The following is an 18175-nucleotide window of genomic DNA, read 5'->3' on the forward strand; positions in this document are numbered from 1 at the left end:
TGCTGACCATGGTATAATATTTGAAAGAATTTGCGGTTTACAAAAAGGGAGTGTCATTTTGGAATTACATACGCTTCAAACCCTTGAATATTCTCATATATTGGCGTTATTAGAAGAGCAGGCTTCCTCTGAAATGGGGAAAGAAGTGATTCGAAAGTTATCGCCCAGTGATGATCCTGAAAAGGTTCGTCATATGCTAGCGACAACAGCGGAGGGCATGGATGTACTGCGACTAAAGGGGTTTCCGTCCTTAGCTGGAGTAAAAGATATACGTAGTGTCGTCAAGCGCGCCCGTCTGGGAAGTATTCTTTCTCCGACGGACTTAAGGAAAGTGGCAGGTACAGCGTATGGCGAGCGTCAAGTAAAAAATGTGATCGCTTCCATTGAAGAAGAAGAGACTCCCCTCACCATCTTACGAGGGTTTATGGAGAATCTTACGGACCTAGCTGAATTGGTAAAATCGATTCACTCCGCGATTGATGTGGATGGACAAGTTATGGATGACGCGAGTACGGAACTTGCGCGAATTCGCCGAAGTATGACGCAATTGCAAGGGGGAATTCGCTCTACCCTTGATCAAATGATTAAAAGCTCACAATATCAAAAGATGCTACAGGATCCAATTGTCACCCAACGTAATGATCGTTATGTACTCCCAGTTAAGCAGGAATATCGTTCGGCCTTTGGTGGCATGATTCATGATCAGTCTGCTTCTGGTCAAACCTTATTCATTGAACCAGAAGCGGTTGTCCAACAAAATAACCGTCTGCGCGAATTAGAGTGGGAAGAAGAAAGAGAAGTTGAACGGATCCTTAGTCAATTGACCGAACAAGTTGCTGAATGTGGTGAGGCGTTATTAGTTAACTTAAGCGTGTTGACTGAATTGGATATTGTTATAGCAAAGGGACGCTTTGGGGGGGTATTAAAGGGAGTTTGTCCCGAGATAGCTGAAGGTGGCATGTTGATCTTGAAAAAAGCGAGACATCCCTTAATTCCCCTCGATCAAGTGGTACCCTTGGATGTAGAACTAGGTGGTGAGAGACAGGGAATTATCATCACTGGACCCAATACGGGGGGGAAAACGGTTTCCTTAAAAACAGTCGGTCTCTTGGCGTTAATGGGACAGTCGGGCATGCCAATTCCTGCGGAGGATGGGAGTGTCTTACCCGTTTATAATGGGATCTTTGCGGATATTGGCGATGAGCAGAGTATTGAACAAAATCTTTCTACTTTTTCTGCTCATATGACCAATATTATACGCATTTTAGATAAGGTTGAAAAACGAAGCCTTGTTTTACTTGATGAACTTGGAGCGGGAACCGACCCAACTGAAGGGGCTGCTCTTGCCATTTCGATATTAGAGTACATTCTCGCTAAGGGATCTCCTTTAATGGCAACCACTCATTATAACGAATTAAAAGTCTTTGCCCATTCTAGAGCGGGAGTAACCAATGCAAGTGTAGAGTTTGATGTAGAAACACTTAGCCCCACTTATCGCCTCTTGATGGGTGTACCCGGGAAAAGTAATGCCTTTGATATCGCTCGACGTTTGGGATTGCCCCAAGAAATTGTTGCAGAGGGACGTTCCCATATCTCGACGGATGAGAACCGATTAGAAGAGATGATTTCGGGTTTAACAAAAGATCGTCGCCAAGCAGAAGAAGATCGTACAGAAGCTGAGCAACTTCGCATGCAGGCGGAGCATCTTCATCAAGAGTATGAAGAAAAATTACAAACTTTGGAGACGGAGAAAGAAAAATTACGAGAAAAAGCCCGATTAGAAGCTCGAACCATCGTTACTCGTGCGAAAAGAGAAACCGAAGAAGTCATGAAGGAGCTCAGGGAATGGGCGAAGGCGCGTCCCCAAGAGCTAAAGGAACATCAGTTGACTGAAATGAAAAAACGATTGGATCAAGCGGAACCCGAGGCTTCCATTCGACGCTCGAGTCGTGTGACGACTACCAAACCACGCTCGATTCAAGTAGGGGATCAGGTACTAGTGCGCAGTTTTGGTCAGAAGGGACAAGTTACCGAGGATTTAGGTGGTGGAGAATTTCAAGTGAGCCTGGGTCTGATGAAGATGAAAGTCTCCGAAAAGGATATGGAATGGAAATCATCACCTAAACCGGCGAAGGAGCAAGGCAGTACCTTTTATCGTCGTCAGTCTGTGGATGTCAAACATGAGTTGGACCTGCGTGGGAAGATGGTAGAAGAGGCAATTCCAGAAATTGATAAATATTTGGATGATGCACTGATGGCAGGTTATCCAAAAGTCTCTCTGATTCATGGAAAAGGGACCGGTGCTCTTAGAACGGGTGTGCAAAAATATTTACAACGTCATCCACGAGTGAAAGAGTACCGTCTAGGTGAGCAAGGTGAGGGCGGTACAGGGGTAACCGTCGTCGAACTTCGCTGATTTGATCGCAAAGGAGAATCAACATGTTAGCACGCTTATCTCTCATTTTATGTACAATTGCCCTCATCTTTTTTATAGTGGGGTCCATCTGGTTTTACTTGCATGCCATGTAATGGGTGATTAAAAAACACATGCGAGGAATCATGTATGGATGGATTAATTGAAGGAAGGTAGGGTAACCTTTTTGTCTGCTCACGTCGCTCTCCTTCTGCCTTCAATCGATGTTCATCACCCCGCCCCGTAATGAATGATCAAAAGAACCTCCTGGGTGGATACCGGGAGGTTTCTTTTGCTTAGTGACTCTTTTGTTTCTTGTGGGCAATTTGTCGATCATGGAGTTTATGGAAGAACAAAAGAGACAGAATACTACCAGATAAAGCACAAATCATGTCCCACTGCGTATCCCAAGGATCTCCTTGAGTACCTAGAAAATTTTTTATATCTCCCTGTTTGAAGAAGACAGACAAGAATTCGATTAACTCGTAGCATGCGGATACAGCTAAGCTAAGGCCAATAACGACCATGGGTAAGTAGTGATTGACTATTTGTTTTCGGATAAACACTTCTCGAAAAAAGAGAGCGGACACGATTCCTTGAAAGAGATGTCCAAACCGATCGAAGTCATTTCTTTGTGACCCTAAAAATGATTTTAACTCGTTAAATAGGGGAACATTGCTGTAGGAATAATGCCCGCCCACTAGCATAATCAGTCCACTAAGGAAGGCAACTATATAAAATAGGGTAGTAAATGAAAAACGTCGATACGTCCAGCAGAGGATCCCTATCCCCAACAGTGCGGGGCTGGTTTCTAAAAACCATGTCACACGGCTCTTAGGATCAATACCTGACCAGATGAATACGACAATGAAGCAGACGAGCATGATCATATAAAGCCATGTCCATCGACTCAAAACCATTACCTTCTTTGCTGATGGGATATGAAAATGGCCCTTCATATCCTATGAATTTACGATTATGTTTGAAACTATTATTTGTATTATCTGTGGTTAAAGGGTAGCTTATACCATTCCCACAAGTGGCATGTTTTGTTAGTGCATGCGCATGATCGATAAAAATCAAAGGGGTTCCTCAAGAAGGAACCCCTTTGATCAATCCCCGAAGATGAAAGTTTCCAATCTGCAGAACTACTTAGTAGCGAACCGCGTTGTATGCGTTTACCCGTCCATTGGCCCAATAAAATCCGGTGCCAGAAATTTTATCTGCGGACTTTTCAAGGGCTTCACGAATTTGGCTAGCGGAACGACCTTGTGAGGCAAGAAGCCCTGCTACACCAGCCACATGGGGGGTTGCCATGGATGTACCGGAAAGGCTTGCGTAAGTGTTTCCCTTAAAAGTGGAGTAGACATCAGAACCGGGTGCAGCGATATCCACCCACCAGCTGCCCCACTGGGAATAGGAGGCTTTTTTGTCCTTGGAATCGGTAGCCGCTACAGCGATTGCATTGCTGTAGTAGGCTGGATAACTGGGGAGGAAGGTACCATTGTTTCCTGCTGCAGCGACAACAACCGACCCTTTATTCCAAGCATAGTTGATCGCATCTTTTAGAGTGGAAGCACCACTTAGAGCACCAAGGCTGAGGCTGATGACATCGGCGTTATTATCTGCTGCGCTGATAATCCCATTGGCAACATTATCAAGGGAGCCGCTTCCATTGTTATCCAAGACGCGTACGGCGTAAATCTCTGCTTTCGGTGCTACACCGGCAATGCCTGTGTTGTTATTCGCCGTCGCAGCTGCGATGCCAGCACAATGTGTACCATGACCATTGCCATCCTGTGAGATATTGTCGTTATCGACAAAGTCATGACCATTGACTACTTTTCCTTTTAAATCTGGATGATCGGCTTGTACACCTGTGTCTACGATGGCAATCCGTGCACCGTTACCCATCGTTGTATCCCAGGCTTTATCAGCTTGAATAATTTGAGGACCATATTGCTTGGTGGCGAAATCCGGATCATTTGGGGTTGAGTAGGCTCTTAAGATCAAATTGCGCTCGACAGAAACCACATCTTTATTTTTCTTGAAAAGTTTCATTGCTTTATCGAGGGAGGTATTCTTGTCTAGTTTAACGACATCAAATCCAAGTGCATTGTTATGGGAGAGTACTTTAGCATTGTTTGAGCTAGCAAGGGATTTTTTTGCATTACTTTTTGTTCCTTTCTTATATTTGACGATCAACTCATTGGCGACATACTCGGCAGAAGTGGATTTCTTGGCAGAGGATTGAGCACCAGCCTGCTGACTCGGCAAAATCATACTGACGGTTATAGCGGCTACCCCTAACAACACCAAACTACGTTTCACAAGACATCCCCTCCATTTTCAGGATGATCTAAATATTCAATCTTTTTCCATCCGATTCCTCCTTGCAGAAGATTATTTTTTTAATTTATTAAAACTTAAATTTTATAACCCTTTTGACGACCAAAAACAAAGGGGAGGGAAGGGGTTGTACTTCTAGGCTCTGTGGCAAGGAAACTAGCTTTATTGAAAATGACCTTGATAAATTGAATGGAGAAATAAAATGATTTTTTAAGTAATATTTTATATGAATTATCAGAATCTTCAACTTGTTATGAATTTGTCTCAATATAAAAAGAGAATGTAATTACAAAAACATACAAAAAGCCCCCTTGGGGCTTTTTGAGGAATACGAGTGATTGTGCGAAGGATTATGTTGAAGCGGAATCAAGGGTGTTGCGTGCACGAATGGTTATTTTAATGGGGGTCTTTTGAGAAGATGAAGGGGATGAAATGGCTGGTGAGGGGATATTTTCTTCTTCAACCGGATAAAGAGGAAAGAGATCTGGGTAGATCCAGCCCATGGAAAAGGGGGGATAGGGAGTCAGTTGCGGCCATCGATAAGTAAACGTTGGTTTGGGAAGCAAGCGTCCTCCTCCTCGTTATCCGTGTTATATGTGGTCGTTAGCTTGACCTATGCTCAGAAACCCGATTGAAGGGCTACACTGTAGGCAATCATTACCTGAGCAAAATAATAGGTGAGCATGACTGCAAATTGACCACGAGGATATTTCTTGATAAAGCGATTCCAAGCTAAAATGGCATCTGATAGATAGAAAGAACAGGCGCCAATGATTAGAATGAGTTCGCCACTGAGAACGGCTTGATAGACCATGAAGGAGATGATTGTCATATATGCGATGACTGCAAGAAGGAGAGGAAACCCGCCTTCTGCTTTGACATGATTTGCAATGACAAATAAGTACAGAACCCCGATTATGATTAATAAAAGTGCGATGGAGATGGAGTGGACCTCTATGCTCCCGGCTCTTTGAAATGCGATGACATAGATGACATGGGCGATAAAGAAGGAAATTAGCCCTTGGATAAATCGATCCGCGGGGTGCATCAAGTAAATGTCCCCAGTGACAGAAAAAACAAGACCCAAAAGAATAAGCCAGCCATATATTCCCGCATCCTGGATATGAAGGAGAACGAGTACGATCATGAACAACATGGTTCCCGGTTTGAAAATATAATTCCAGGTGGTGAGATCTTTAAACAGTCCATAAAAATACCCAATTGCTGATAACATGATCGCACCCATGATGAATCCAGTCATGAATATAACCTCCTGATTGAGAGTAGGGAAGTGAAGCTCATACTTGAGAACCGGGTGTTTTCGTCTGAAAAGAGTTCGGATTGCAAAAGAAGCTTTCAATATGAAAGCTTCTTTTCGATGACAAGTTCTTTTGTTAGATTATCTCAGATCGTAACCATTTGGGATAGTGATTCTTTAACAAGCCCCCAGAAACCTTTCCCCATCCCAGAGGGAAATAATCGACAGTCACCAAGGTCCAACCCTTTTCACCTTGACAGGGAAGGGCTTCGCCTCGAAGGTAACGTTGCAATTGATCATCCTCAGGCGAAAAATTGAGCTTTCGTTGTACCTGATCTGGCTGGAGAGCCAGAGCAAGGGCATGGGAAGGAGCAAAGTGTTTTCGCTTTGCTTGCCCGAGATGTAAACCCGGTCGTTCAACAACCAGGCCTTTTAGGGAAGGCAACTCAGCAGGAACGTGGTAGAGATGGTCGCCAAACAGAGTATAGGGACCCGGAAAAAAATTGCTGCTAGTCAGTGTCTCATTTACAAACTGGTTAAACACATGGAGCGCTTCTTTATGGACTGGGGGAAGCTTCCCTGGTTTTTGACGTGCGCCCTCCTCCCCTGCCTTTTTTTCCAACACACAGAGGAAATGACCCTCGCCACGGAGGCGGTGAGGCCAAAGGCGAGCAGCTAGGTCGAGGGAAGGGTTTGCATGTGCCCAATCCGGTCGAGCCGGAGAAAAATGATTGGACCCAGGTACCTCACGGATTTGGAATTCAGGGTGGTTTCCAAGAAATTGTTGAATGATCGATTCGTTTTCACTGGGATTAAACGTACAGGTAGAATAGACTAAACGTCCACCAGTCTTCAGCATGGGTGCGGTGGCCTCTAAGATGGATTGTTGGAGTTCCGCAGCTGCTTGAGTGGAACGAAGACTCCACCGTTCCATTGTGGCGGGGTCTTTCCGAAACATACCTTCTCCCGAACAGGGTGCGTCTATTAGAATTCGATCGAACCAACCAGCAAAACGGGTGGTGAGGTGATGAGGGTCTTCCCCAAGGACAATGGCATTTTTAACACCGCAGCGTTCTAAGTTTTCAATCAGGGCTTTGCGACGTTCCCGGCTAATTTCATTGGCAATCAGTATCCCATCCCCTTGCATCTTTGCTGCCAATTGGGTGGTTTTCCCGCCAGGTGCTGCACATAAATCAAGAACCCGCTCTCCAGGTTGAGGGTCAAGAGCTTCTGCAGGCGCCATTGCACTGGGATCTTGAATATAGTAAAGGCCAGCAGCATGGAAGACGTGCTTTCCTGGACGGTCCCGATGATGATCATAGAAAAAACCCGTGTCTGCCCATGGGATAGGTGTAAGTGCAAAGGGGAGGCGTTGTTTCCCATCCTGGGGAGAAAGTTTCAATGCATTCATCCGAAGACCACGGGAGGGTTCCTCGTCATAGGTAGCAAAAAAAGAATCACTTTCCTCTTGCAGTAGTTGGGACATTTGCATGCGAAAATCGGTAGGTAAATGCATAACGCTTCTCCTTCAAGGTTTAAAATTGATCGATTGAGAGGGTTCATTCATCGATCCCCACATCGACAAAGCGGAATGCTTCGACATCGAAGAGTCCTCCATCGGTTAATTTCAGGCGTGGAATTACCGGAAGAGTAAGGAAGGATAAGCTGAGAAATGGGTTGGAAAGTGTAGTCCCTACCTCCTCTAAAGCCTTTGTAATCGTGTCCAAACCGGTAAGTAGATCCTTTGCTGAACCATTTGAGATAAGACCAGCAATGGGAAGTGGCAAGCAGGCTAGCACTCGATCACCATCGGCTACAGCTAACCCACCACCCACTTCTTTAACTGCACGAGCGGCTGTTAACATCGATAAATCATCTACCCCAGCAAGCACAAGATTATGAGAGTCATGGGCGACTGTAGAAGCGAGGGCCCCTTTGTTTAGGCCTAAACCTTTGACGATAGCAAGTCCAATTCTGCCCGAAGCTTGGTGCCGTTCCACGACGGCTAATTTTAATAAATCTTGGGTGGTACTCGGTTGAAAATAACCTTTAATTGTTGGAGGTGAGGTAATGACGTGATCGGTGACTAAACTGTCTTCAATAATTCCAATGACACGCGCCTGACTATTTTTCATGGGAAGCTGTAACTGTTCTGAGGTGAACTCAGGGAGACGGACCGTTTGTAATAGAGACGGTGGGGTCTTATAGGAGTGTGTTGGGTAAGCATCCTTTAATGGCTGACCTTGATGAGCAACGCACTTTCCTGATTTAAAAACCCTTTCGATAGCAAAGGTGTCGATCCCATCGACCAGTAAAAAATCAGCATCATACCCAGGGGCGATGGCGCCTTTTTTTCGTAGGCCAAAACATTCAGCGGCATTTAACGTCACCATCTGGATAGCAGTGATCGGGTCAAGTCCTTGACGAATCGCTTCCTTGACACAGTAGTTTACACTGCCTTCCGCTTCTAAATCATCCAAATGTTTATCGTCTGTCACGAAGAGACAACGACGGGCATTACGTTCGTTTACTACGGGAAGAAGCGCATTCATATTTTTGGCGACAGAGCCCTCCCGGATCATCAAATACATGCCGCGTTCTAAGCGTGTTCTCGCTTCATCAGCCGTTACACATTCATGATCGGTGCGGATATGTGCGGTCAAATAGATGTTGATGCCGGTCTCATCTAAGCCTGCAGCATGACCATCGATTTGAGGGATCGGTTGATGCATCGCATCAATCAACTTATCGATCATCTCAGGTGACCCATCTCGTACCGATGGGTAATCCATTACTTCTCCTAGTCCGAGTATACGAGGGTGTTGATAAAGAGGGGCAAGCGCTTTTGCATCCAACTGCGCACCATTTTTCTCCCATGGCGTAGCAGGTACCGAGGAGGGTAACATGTAGTAAATATCCAAGGGGAGTCCTTCAGAGGCATTGAGCATGTAGTCAATTCCATCGATTCCTGCCACATTGGCAATTTCGTGGGGATCTGCGATTAACGTTGTGACGCCATGGGGAACGACTGCTTTTGCGAAGATCTCAGGGGTAACCATGGCAGATTCAATGTGCGCATGACCATCGATTAAGCCCGGTACAATGGTCATCCCTTTCGCGTCTAGGACTTCTTTTCCTTCGTAGGATCCGATCCCGACAAAGGAGCCGTTACAGATGGCAATATCTCCAGAAATTAACTGGCCATTAAATACATCGACAAGTTGCCCGTTTTTGATGACGAGATCAGCAGGCTCTTTTCCAGAAGCAACATGGATGTGTCTTTGTAGTTGGTGTCGTTCCATTTGAATATCGTCTCCTCTAGTGATGGGTAATCCGTCGATGGATGGATCGGAGAATTGGATGGGTGGCTGCTGTATCCATGGGTTGGTTAGGATTGAGCAGAAATCGCCGCATGCTTTCCTGCGGTATATCCAGTCGTAAAGGCAGCGGTAATATTGTACCCGCCAGTGTAGCCATGGATATCCAAGATCTCTCCAGCAAAATATAAACCAGAGGTTTTCTTTGATTCCATCGTTTTGGGAACGATTTCTTTTAAGTGAATACCTCCGCCCGTGACAAACGCTTTCTCGATCGACAACGTTCCATTGACTTGAATAGGAAATGCCTTTAAGTACTGGAGCAACGCTTGCCATGCTTCTTTTGGTCGAATGGCGAAGGTGATGTCTTCCGCCATCCCTGCGCTGTGTAGCAAAAAGGGGATCGCGCGTTCTGGGAGATGTCTTTTTAGTACCGTTTTGATCGATTGTTTGGGGTGCTTTTTCCAATCGGCTTCAAATCGTTGCTCTAAGCGCTGGAGACTCTCCTCTGGAAACCAATCGAGTGATAAGTGGACAGACTTCCCTTTATTCTGTTTTTGTGTTTTGACAACAAACTGACTGCAACGAAGGGCAATGGGGCCAGAAAGGCCAAAATGGGTAAACAATAGATCGCCAGTGTGAGAAATTAACCGTTTCCCTTTATGATTATAGACGGTTAAGGTGACACCACGTAAGGATAACCCCTGCCACTCCCGTTGCTGTATAAAACGTTCATTCGAGGTGAGTGGAACTTCTGTGGGAAACAACTCCGTAACGGTGTGACCAGCATCTTGCGCCCAACCGTATCCATCTCCCGTAGAACCGGTCTGTGGGACGGATTTTCCACCAACCGCAACAATAACCGTGTGAGCGGATAGTTTCTCACCCGTAGCTAGAGTGACGCCCGAAACTGCACCATCTGTAAGGAGGAGGTTAGTGACTGCGGTATGAAGGCGAATGGCAACGCCGAGATTTTCGATGCGATTAATTAGGGCATCGACAACGGCTTGGGCTTTATCTGAGACGGGAAACATTCTTCCTTCATCTTCCTCCTTCAATGCAACTCCGATCTTTTCAAAAAAACGAATGATATCTCGGTTATCAAAGGTAGCAAAGGGGCTATAGAGAAAACGTCCATTTCCAGGAATATGTTGAATGACCTGTTCCGGGTCACGGTTATTGGTGACATTACAACGTCCGCCTCCCGAGATGGCTAGTTTCCTTCCGAGCTTTGCACCTTTCTCTAGAAGAAGGACATCTCCTCCTTGTTCGGCGGCTGCGACAGCTGCCATCAATCCTGCGGGTCCACCACCGATAACGATGCAATCATGAATCATTTAAGTATACTCCTTCAATTTCGTATCGCGAGATTCTTCTCATTGTACCCGAAAGAGGAGTGCGGGAAAATGGGGAAAGAGATTCGTTAAAAAAGTAGGACCTGGAAAAAGGTACATTGGGAAAATAAGAGAGGCACAGAGGGGAAATAGCTTGTTGCGTATGGTATTTGTACAAGAAAGTAGCGAGGTAGAGGGGAAGGGTGGATTTTTTTTGTGCAAGTAGGTTCAAAAGCAAGAAAAAGTCCGTTAGAATGAAAGAAAGCCAACGAAGCATGGTTTAGTTATTTATTGATCCTAAATGAATGATCCATCATTCACAGGATAAGGAGGGAACATTTATGGCAGCACAAGAGAAAGTATGGTTGCGTAATTACCCGACGGAAACGAAAGCAAATCTGGACTATCCAGAACAACCGCTTACCGCCTTTCTAGAAAAATCTGCAGCAGACTTTCCAAATCGGGAAGCCATTCACTTCATGGGTAAGCGCATCCGCTACCGTGAACTTCTCTCTGATGTGTACCGTATGGCACATGCTCTAAAGGAGATGGGTGTACAAAAAGGCGAACGGGTTTCCATCATGTTGGCGAACTGTCCGCAAGCAGTCATCTCGTATTATGCCGTTTTGTTTTTGGGTGGGATTGTTGTCCAAACCAACCCCATGTATAAAGAACGGGAGTTGGAGCACCAATTAAAAGATTCCGGAACTGAAACGATTATTTGTCTGGATCTTGTATATAACCAGGTAGCGAAAATTAAGGACAAAACCTCACTCAAACGGGTCATTGTGACAGGGATCCAAGATTATCTTCCTTTTCCAAAGAATATTCTCTATTCGTTAAAATTGAAAAAGGATGGTATGAATGTTGCAATCCCGAACCAACCGGGTATTTATTCCTTTTCTAGCATATTGAAGAAAGCGCTTGCAGATCCTTTTGAATCGCAAGTCACCTCGATGGAGGAAATTGCTCTGCTTCAATACACTGGTGGCACAACCGGCTTAGCCAAAGGAGCGATGCTGACCCATCGCAATACGGTTGTAAATGTGATGCAATGTTCTTCCTGGGTATATCGAGCGGAATATGGTGGTGAAAAGGTACTAGGGATGGTTCCGTTTTTCCATGTGTATGGTATGACGGTGGTGATGAATTATGGTATTTATCACGCTGCCACATTAATCCTCTTGCCAAAATTTGATGTAGAGGGCGCTCTTAAGGTAATTACAAAGGAAAAACCAACCCTTTTCCCTGGTGCACCAACCATGTATGTTGGTTTGATTAATCACCCAAAGATCGCTAAATACGACCTTTCTTCGATTGAAGCTTGTATCAGTGGATCAGCACCGCTACCTTTGGTTGTGCAGGAGAAGTTTGAAGCGTTAACAGGAGGTCGTTTGGTAGAAGGTTATGGGCTTACTGAATGCTCACCGGTTACCCACGCGAACCCGATTTGGGAGAAGCGCAAGAACGGGACGATTGGAATTCCATGGCCCGATACAGAATGTCGCATCATGAATCCTTCCACAGGTAAAGAACAATCTCCAGGAGAATCGGGTCTTCTTCAAATTCGTGGACCTCAAGTCATGAAGGGGTACTGGAATATGGAAGAAGAGACGAAGAAAGTGATTCAGGATGGATGGTTGAATACCGGCGACATCGCTAAGATGGATGAAGATGGGTATTTTTATATCCTTGATCGAGAGAAAGATATGATTATTGCGGGTGGCTTTAATATCTATCCTCGGGAAGTTGAAGAAGTTCTTTATGATCATCCAGATATTCAAGAGGCGGCTGTTATTGGTGTTCCCGATCCGTATCGTGGAGAGACCGTAAAAGCTTGTATTGTATTTAAGCCCAATCGGGAGATTACAGAAGAGGAACTTAATAAATATTGCCGTGAAAAACTGGCAAATTATAAAGTCCCTCGCATCTATGAATTCCGTGAAGAATTACCAAAATCGACAGTTGGTAAAGTGTTGCGACGGGTTTTGGCGGAGGAAGCACGGCAAAACGCTTCACAAGAAGCATTGAAAAAAGGCAGTTGAAGAAGGTAGCCGGCAAGAGTTTCTTGGTGAAAGCTGGATACGCTTACACGCCTGATGAGACACGATTTCCCCTTTGTTCATGTTGACAGAACGAGGGAGTATGACATACACTGATCATGAATGAATGATCATTCATTATCGCTCACCTCACTGTAGAAGGGGAACGGGACACATGGCAGCAAAGCGCACCGGTGAAAAATACGACGCGATTATTGACGCAGCGGTTCGCGTCATCGCTCAATTCGGCTATCATCAGGCACAAGTATCTAAAATTGCCCGTGAAGCGAAGGTGGCGGACGGGACCATCTATCTTTACTTTGAAAATAAGGATGATGTTTTGATATCCTTATTTAATGAAAAGATGGGCGCCTTTATTTCCGATATGGAACAATCGCTGAGCGAGGTCCCGACACCTGATCAACAATTGAGAGAGCTCATTCGTTTACATTTTGAATACTTGGTGGGAGATCAACAGTTGGCAATCGTCACCCAGATTGAATTAAGGCAATCGAATCCGGATGTGCGCCGGGAAATTGGGTGGATCCTTAAGAAGTATCTTAATGTGATTGACCAAGTTCTGATCTTCGGAGTGGAGAAGGGGTTGTTTGGACAGGATTTAAACGTACGAACAGCCCGCAATATGATCTTTGGAACCATTGATGAAACGGTTACCTCATGGATCATGAATGATTGTAAATTCAACCTGATGGATCAGGTGGAACCAATTCATCGCCTTTTCTTGAAGGGGCTCCAAAATTAACAACCACGGAATAACCTCTGTGGTTCAGTAGATCGATTACAAAGGGGGAACCGAATACCATGAACATTTTGGTGTGCCTAAAGCAAACCTTTGACACGGAAGAGCGTATTGCTATTGAAGATGGCCAAATCAGTGAAGAAGGCGTAGAGTTTGTTGTAAACCCCTATGATGAATATGCTGTAGAAGAAGCAATTCGTTTGCGGGACGAGCATGGTGGAGAAGTTACTGTCATTACCATTGGCCCTGAGCGTGCAGAACAAGCGCTTCGTACAGCCATGGCAATGGGTGCAGATAAAGGGATTATCGTTGATGATGAGGATTTAGAAAGCCCTGATGAAAACTCCATTGCGAAAATCTTGGCTTCTGTGATTGGCGATCTTGAATATGACATTATTCTCGGAGGGTATATGGCAGTGGATGATGGTTCTGCGCAAGTGGGTCCTCGCTTGGCAGAATTGCTGGAAATCCCCCATATTGCCACGATTACAAAGTTGACGATCGATGGTGATCGTGTCGAAGTAGAAAAGGATGTAGAAGGGGACATCGAGTATATCGAATCGAAACTTCCTATCCTTGTAACTGCTCAACAAGGGCTTAACGAGCCACGTTATCCTTCCTTGCCAGGAATTATGAAGGCGAAGAAGAAACCGCTGGAGCGCATGGATATCGATGATCTTGATATCGATGAAGATGAGTTAGAAGGGCGCACCGAAACCCTTGAAACTTATCTGCCACCAGCGAAAGAAGCCGGAAAAATTCTAGAAGGCGACTTGGATGTTCAAGCCAAAGAACTCGTTAAACTTTTGCGTAGCGAAGCAAAAGTTATCTAAGGGAAAGGGGAGGAACCACTCATGAGCAAAAATGTACTTGTATTGGCAGACGTACGCGATGGTGAACTGCGGAATGTGACTCTGGAATGTTTAGCAGCTGGAACAACAGCTGCTGAGGGAGGCACGGTTACTGTTGCTGTGTTTGGAAGCAAAGGCAATGATATGGTAGAAAAACTCTCCCACTACGGAGCCGACCAAGTTCTCTTGGTAACGAATTCCGAACTGGATCAGTATACAACGGATGGATACTTCCAAGCATTTAAAGCCGTGATTGAAAAAGTAAACCCTGAAGTCATTCTCACGGGTCATACCGCGGTGGGCCGCGATGTTAGCCCACGAATCGCTGCTCGCTTTGACATCGGTATGGTCTCTGATTGTACTGCTGTGGACTTAACTGAGGGTCGTCTTGTCTTTACGCGCCCGATCTATGCAGGAAAAGCGTTCGTGAAGAAGTCCTTTAAAGAAGGCACGGTACTTGCGACCTTGCGTCCTAACAACATTCCTGCAATGGAAGCGGACACAAGCCGTTCCGCTACCGCGGAAGAGCTAAGTGTTGATCTACCAGCGGATTCCATCCGTACATTGGTAAAGGAATTGGTTCGGAAGGCTTCTGACGGTGTGGACCTATCTGAAGCACGGGTTATCGTTTCGGGTGGTCGTGGTGTCAAAAGTGCGGATGGATTTAAGCCGTTGCAAGAGCTTGCTGATGTGTTGGGTGCTGCAGTTGGTGCTTCCCGTGGAGCTTGTGATGCGGAGTATTGTGACTATGCACTTCAAATTGGTCAAACGGGTAAAGTTGTTACCCCAGACCTTTATATTGCCTGCGGAATTTCTGGCGCGATTCAACACTTAGCGGGTATGTCCAACTCGAAAGTGATCGTTGCTATCAATAAAGACCCTGAGGCCAGCATTTTCAGTGTCGCTGACTATGGTATCGTTGGCGATCTATTCGAAGTAGTTCCCATGCTAACGGAAGAGTTTAAAAAGTTGTTAGCTGAAGGCTAAGGAAAATTGTTTAAGCCTTGTTCTCAAACCGGTGACGAAGAATATTTTCGTCACCGGTTTATTTAATACGGGTAGGGGGTATCTAACCATAGGGGTCTTTCGATAATCGAAAGGCTTGGAAGAATCCCTTACTCAGTGGTATACTGAGAATATCTCTTACAAGTACGAAGGAGTGAAGCCTTGTGGCTATTGCAAATATTACCGACCAAAACTTTAAAGATGAAGTTGGCACGGGTACTGTTCTTGTGGACTTTTGGGCACCTTGGTGTGGACCTTGTAAAATGGTTGCTCCTGTTTTGGAGGAGATTGATCAAGAGGTTGGCGATCAACTAAAAATTGCGAAGGTGAATGTGGATGACAACCCAGACAGTGCAGGTCGCTTTGGTGTGATGAGCATCCCTACCTTGATGGTCTTTAAAAACGGAGAAATGGTTGATAAGTTGATGGGCTTTCAACCGAAGGAACAGCTACTTGAGTGGCTCCGCCCTCATATGTAATTGGTCCAAGAGAGGCAACTTGTATGTTGCCTCTCTTTTTTAAATAAAAAACCCTCCTACGTTGAAGTAGGAGGGTTTTATTTTGGCCCTAACTGTATTACGAATTAGGAGTTATGAGGATCCGTCGGGAATGACGGATATGGGGCGTTTGATTGTTGGTTTGGAGGGGCGGGTTCATGCGGATCCCTCGGAAATGCTGGATAAGGAGAGCTTGGTTGTTGGTCTAGAGGAGCTTGATCAGGATAGGGTGATGGTTGCCCAGGGTTAGAACCAGGTCCTTGAGTTGGAGAATGGGGAGGATTTCCTGGAAAGATTAAAGCACGCATATCACGATGATAACGCACCGCCAGTAAGATATTCATTCCTCCCTGGAAGAATGGCATGATGAGAAAGGTTAACATATAGAAGATAAATAGCCCCATCAGGTCAGCCGCACTTGGCGTATCTGTGAACAATGAAAGACCAAACGATAGGAAGAGAACAACAAAAATGATGTAGAAAATCAAGACATTGAGGACTATCCATAAAAAAGTCGTAAAGTGCTTTCCTTTTGCTTTGCGAAACAGCTTCAAAGAATGAGTAAATGCTTTCCATGCTCCTATATTTTCAGCGATTAACATCGGGAAAGCAAACATCGTACTGATTCCAGTGAAGATGGGAAGGAGGAGCATAATGAAGGCACCGATTCCAGCAAGGATAGCGAGGGAGGTATTTCCTGACTCATCGGCGTAACTGGTTACTGTGATGAGAATAAGGAAAGGAATCACTGCTATAAAAGTATAGATGGAGATTAATAAGGTAAGTAGAAAGGTTCGCCACATGTAGCGAAACCCTAAGGAGAAGTAACTCTCAAATCGTGTAGATCCGTTGGTAGTGGCTTCATTGGCTATACCAAAACCACCAGCTAGGTGAAAGGATTGAATAAAAAACATGGCTCCATAAATGATGAACACAAAAAAGATGACGAGAAATATAAGACCACCTAATTGGGAAGGGTCATTTAATAGTGCTTGAGGGTCAGAAACTCCTAATGCCCCAAAACCGAGCGCAACAACAAGTAACGCACCTACTAAATAAAGAATGAAGGTCACAATAGAAGCTGCGAAACTGGTGATCAGCGTGCCTAAAAGTAATGTCCCTCCAATCTTCATTCCATTTCGTTTCCATACATTAAAAAACGTAAGCATTAAACGACCTCCTGTAGTCATTGGATTGCTGTGTAGATCAGCGGTATACTTATATCATAAACGAACAGAAGACGTTTTGGGTGATAAATTATAACCATTTCCCTTGTGTGCTTTTTATTTATTTGACCAAAAAAAGCCCAGCTACGATGGCTGGGCCAAGAATGTTTATGTACGATAAATTCGTTCCGTGGAGGTCGCCTCCCAATCCTTATCATGGGAAGTTGGGCGAAGTAAAGTCGCTTGTAAGTGATCCTCAGGAAATAGATCCCCTTGAATGACTTGGGTGTAACGGGTAAAAAGAACAATGAGGGTTAATATGACTGGCAAGGAACCAAGGAGAACCAAAGCCAGGCCACCAATGATGACGCCTACCATGAGTGCAACGGTACCATCCTTGAAAAATTGAAGGACAAACCAGGGAAATAAGGCGACGCCTCCAATCACCACCGCCCCAAGTAAGGCTGTAAAATAAGTGGTAAGAAAGGTCGTAAGCGTGGATAGAAAGTTGCCAAAAAGGCTACGAAAGCTGTAACTGAGAGAGCGGAAGACGCCAAGTTCTTCTGAGAACAAGATGACGAGGGAGTAGGTTTTAATGATCAATAGGAACAGATAAATGACCCCTCCGATGATCCCTGTAACGATTAAGGCGCCTGACTTCAGTCCTGAAAGAATAACTAACGCACCAATGGCAGCAAGAAAGAGCCCTGTCATCACCATATGGCATAGAAATAAGCCAAGTAATGAGAATGTCTTACGAAGCCCTTCGGTGAAAAAGTGGCTGATGACTACATGATGATCTGTGACGGCATCATGAATCGTCGATACCAATCCCGCGATGTAGTACGTAGCAACCAGAAAAGTTAAGAGGGCTCCAAAAGCCGTATAGATGATGAGAAGTGGCCCACCTTGATCAAGGATATAAACAACCAATTGGATCACTTGTTCATAGGAAGCATCGGTAAGAAACGATGTGGCCCATAGTTTGAAGAATCCATTGGCATCGGACCAGTTCGTTCGGATCATGGCTCCGATAAATAGGTGTGGAATCATTAAAAGAATTATGGCAAATAAGCCACCTGCTAGCGAGCTCAGCCAAAGCTTCATACCGAAGCGATTGAATAAACGCAACGACTCTCGCACTTTTAAATCCCTCCAATCTACTTGGATTATCTTCTTCTAT

Annotated in this window: 15 protein-coding genes; 6 read left to right on the forward strand and 9 right to left on the reverse strand. The window is 45.0% G+C overall.

Annotation, left to right across the window (positions count from 1 at the left end):
* Nucleotides 1-58: 58 nt before the first annotated feature.
* Entirely contained in the window at nt 59-2416 is a 2358-nt protein-coding gene (locus tag CHX35_RS09805) for an endonuclease MutS2 (protein WP_091837011.1), read from the forward strand.
* 293 nt (nt 2417-2709) lie between these two features.
* Here the strand turns inward: CHX35_RS09805 and CHX35_RS09810 are convergent, their stop codons facing one another.
* The 7 genes from CHX35_RS09810 to CHX35_RS09840 all read right to left on the reverse strand — a co-directional run bounded on the left by CHX35_RS09810 (nt 2710) and on the right by CHX35_RS09840 (nt 10674).
* Nucleotides 2710-3327, reverse strand: a complete 618-nt coding sequence (locus CHX35_RS09810; protein WP_176392010.1) for a DUF2238 domain-containing protein — start codon at nt 3325-3327, stop codon at nt 2710-2712.
* 238 nt (nt 3328-3565) lie between these two features.
* Entirely contained in the window at nt 3566-4696 is a 1131-nt protein-coding gene (locus tag CHX35_RS09815; protein WP_091837096.1) for a S8 family serine peptidase, read from the reverse strand.
* A 416-nt stretch (nt 4697-5112) separates the two neighbouring features.
* Nucleotides 5113-5328 (reverse strand): hypothetical protein, encoded by a 216-nt coding sequence (locus CHX35_RS09820; RefSeq protein ID WP_091837015.1) that lies wholly within the window; start codon nt 5326-5328, stop codon nt 5113-5115.
* A 53-nt stretch (nt 5329-5381) separates the two neighbouring features.
* Nucleotides 5382-6023, reverse strand: a complete 642-nt coding sequence (locus CHX35_RS09825; protein ID WP_091837017.1) for a lysoplasmalogenase — start codon at nt 6021-6023, stop codon at nt 5382-5384.
* A gap of 133 nt (nt 6024-6156) precedes the next feature.
* On the reverse strand, nt 6157-7536 hold the full coding sequence (locus CHX35_RS09830; protein WP_091837019.1) for an RsmF rRNA methyltransferase first C-terminal domain-containing protein: 1380 nt from the start codon (nt 7534-7536) through the stop codon (nt 6157-6159).
* A 43-nt stretch (nt 7537-7579) separates the two neighbouring features.
* Complete coding sequence (gene ade / locus CHX35_RS09835; protein WP_091837021.1) at nt 7580-9322, reverse strand: adenine deaminase; 1743 nt, start codon at nt 9320-9322, stop codon at nt 7580-7582.
* A gap of 86 nt (nt 9323-9408) precedes the next feature.
* Nucleotides 9409-10674 (reverse strand): BaiN/RdsA family NAD(P)/FAD-dependent oxidoreductase, encoded by a 1266-nt coding sequence (locus CHX35_RS09840; RefSeq protein WP_091837023.1) that lies wholly within the window; start codon nt 10672-10674, stop codon nt 9409-9411.
* A 338-nt stretch (nt 10675-11012) separates the two neighbouring features.
* Here CHX35_RS09840 and CHX35_RS09845 point away from each other — a divergent pair, with 338 nt between their 5' ends.
* The 5 genes from CHX35_RS09845 (at nt 11013) to trxA (ending at nt 15808) form a co-directional block, all read left to right on the forward strand.
* Complete coding sequence (locus tag CHX35_RS09845; protein WP_091837024.1) at nt 11013-12716, forward strand: long-chain-fatty-acid--CoA ligase; 1704 nt, start codon at nt 11013-11015, stop codon at nt 12714-12716.
* A 172-nt stretch (nt 12717-12888) separates the two neighbouring features.
* A complete protein-coding gene (locus tag CHX35_RS09850; protein ID WP_091837026.1) occupies nt 12889-13476 on the forward strand; it encodes a fatty acid metabolism transcriptional regulator FadR in 588 nt (195 codons plus the stop codon).
* Between the two features lie 59 nt (nt 13477-13535).
* Complete coding sequence (locus CHX35_RS09855; protein ID WP_091837028.1) at nt 13536-14306, forward strand: electron transfer flavoprotein subunit beta/FixA family protein; 771 nt, start codon at nt 13536-13538, stop codon at nt 14304-14306.
* 21 nt (nt 14307-14327) lie between these two features.
* The gene (locus CHX35_RS09860; RefSeq protein ID WP_091837030.1) at nt 14328-15311 is read left to right on the forward strand and encodes an electron transfer flavoprotein subunit alpha/FixB family protein; all 984 of its coding nucleotides are present in this window, start codon (nt 14328-14330) and stop codon (nt 15309-15311) included.
* Nucleotides 15312-15493: 182 nt separating this feature from the next.
* Nucleotides 15494-15808: a thioredoxin gene (gene trxA / locus CHX35_RS09865; protein ID WP_091837032.1), complete on the forward strand. Its 315-nt coding sequence runs from the start codon at nt 15494-15496 to the stop codon at nt 15806-15808.
* A 104-nt stretch (nt 15809-15912) separates the two neighbouring features.
* Here the strand turns inward: trxA and CHX35_RS09870 are convergent, their stop codons facing one another.
* Together CHX35_RS09870 and CHX35_RS09875 are read right to left on the reverse strand one after the other, a co-directional pair.
* Nucleotides 15913-16995, reverse strand: a complete 1083-nt coding sequence (locus tag CHX35_RS09870) for a hypothetical protein (RefSeq protein ID WP_091837034.1) — start codon at nt 16993-16995, stop codon at nt 15913-15915.
* A gap of 165 nt (nt 16996-17160) precedes the next feature.
* A complete protein-coding gene (locus CHX35_RS09875) occupies nt 17161-18135 on the reverse strand; it encodes a hypothetical protein (RefSeq protein WP_091837035.1) in 975 nt (324 codons plus the stop codon).
* Nucleotides 18136-18175 lie beyond the last annotated feature (40 nt).

Source organism: Marininema halotolerans (genome assembly GCF_900116235.1).
Lineage (GTDB): Bacteria > Bacillota > Bacilli > Thermoactinomycetales > DSM-45169 > Marininema > Marininema halotolerans.

What these genes read in the sequence shown, in the direction of transcription:
- CHX35_RS09815 (WP_091837096.1), bottom strand. Translation starts at nt 4,696, where the DNA reads ATGATTTTGCCGAGTCAGCAGGCTGGTGCTCAATCCTCTGCCAAGAAA.
- CHX35_RS09825 (WP_091837017.1), bottom strand. Translation starts at nt 6,023, where the DNA reads ATGACTGGATTCATCATGGGTGCGATCATGTTATCAGCAATTGGGTAT.
- CHX35_RS09830 (WP_091837019.1), bottom strand. Translation starts at nt 7,536, where the DNA reads ATGCATTTACCTACCGATTTTCGCATGCAAATGTCCCAACTACTGCAA.
- ade (WP_091837021.1), bottom strand. Translation starts at nt 9,322, where the DNA reads ATGGAACGACACCAACTACAAAGACACATCCATGTTGCTTCTGGAAAA.
- CHX35_RS09840 (WP_091837023.1), bottom strand. Translation starts at nt 10,674, where the DNA reads ATGATTCATGATTGCATCGTTATCGGTGGTGGACCCGCAGGATTGATG.
- CHX35_RS09845 (WP_091837024.1), top strand. Translation starts at nt 11,013, where the DNA reads ATGGCAGCACAAGAGAAAGTATGGTTGCGTAATTACCCGACGGAAACG.
- CHX35_RS09850 (WP_091837026.1), top strand. Translation starts at nt 12,889, where the DNA reads ATGGCAGCAAAGCGCACCGGTGAAAAATACGACGCGATTATTGACGCA.
- CHX35_RS09855 (WP_091837028.1), top strand. Translation starts at nt 13,536, where the DNA reads ATGAACATTTTGGTGTGCCTAAAGCAAACCTTTGACACGGAAGAGCGT.
- CHX35_RS09860 (WP_091837030.1), top strand. Translation starts at nt 14,328, where the DNA reads ATGAGCAAAAATGTACTTGTATTGGCAGACGTACGCGATGGTGAACTG.
- CHX35_RS09870 (WP_091837034.1), bottom strand. Translation starts at nt 16,995, where the DNA reads ATGCTTACGTTTTTTAATGTATGGAAACGAAATGGAATGAAGATTGGA.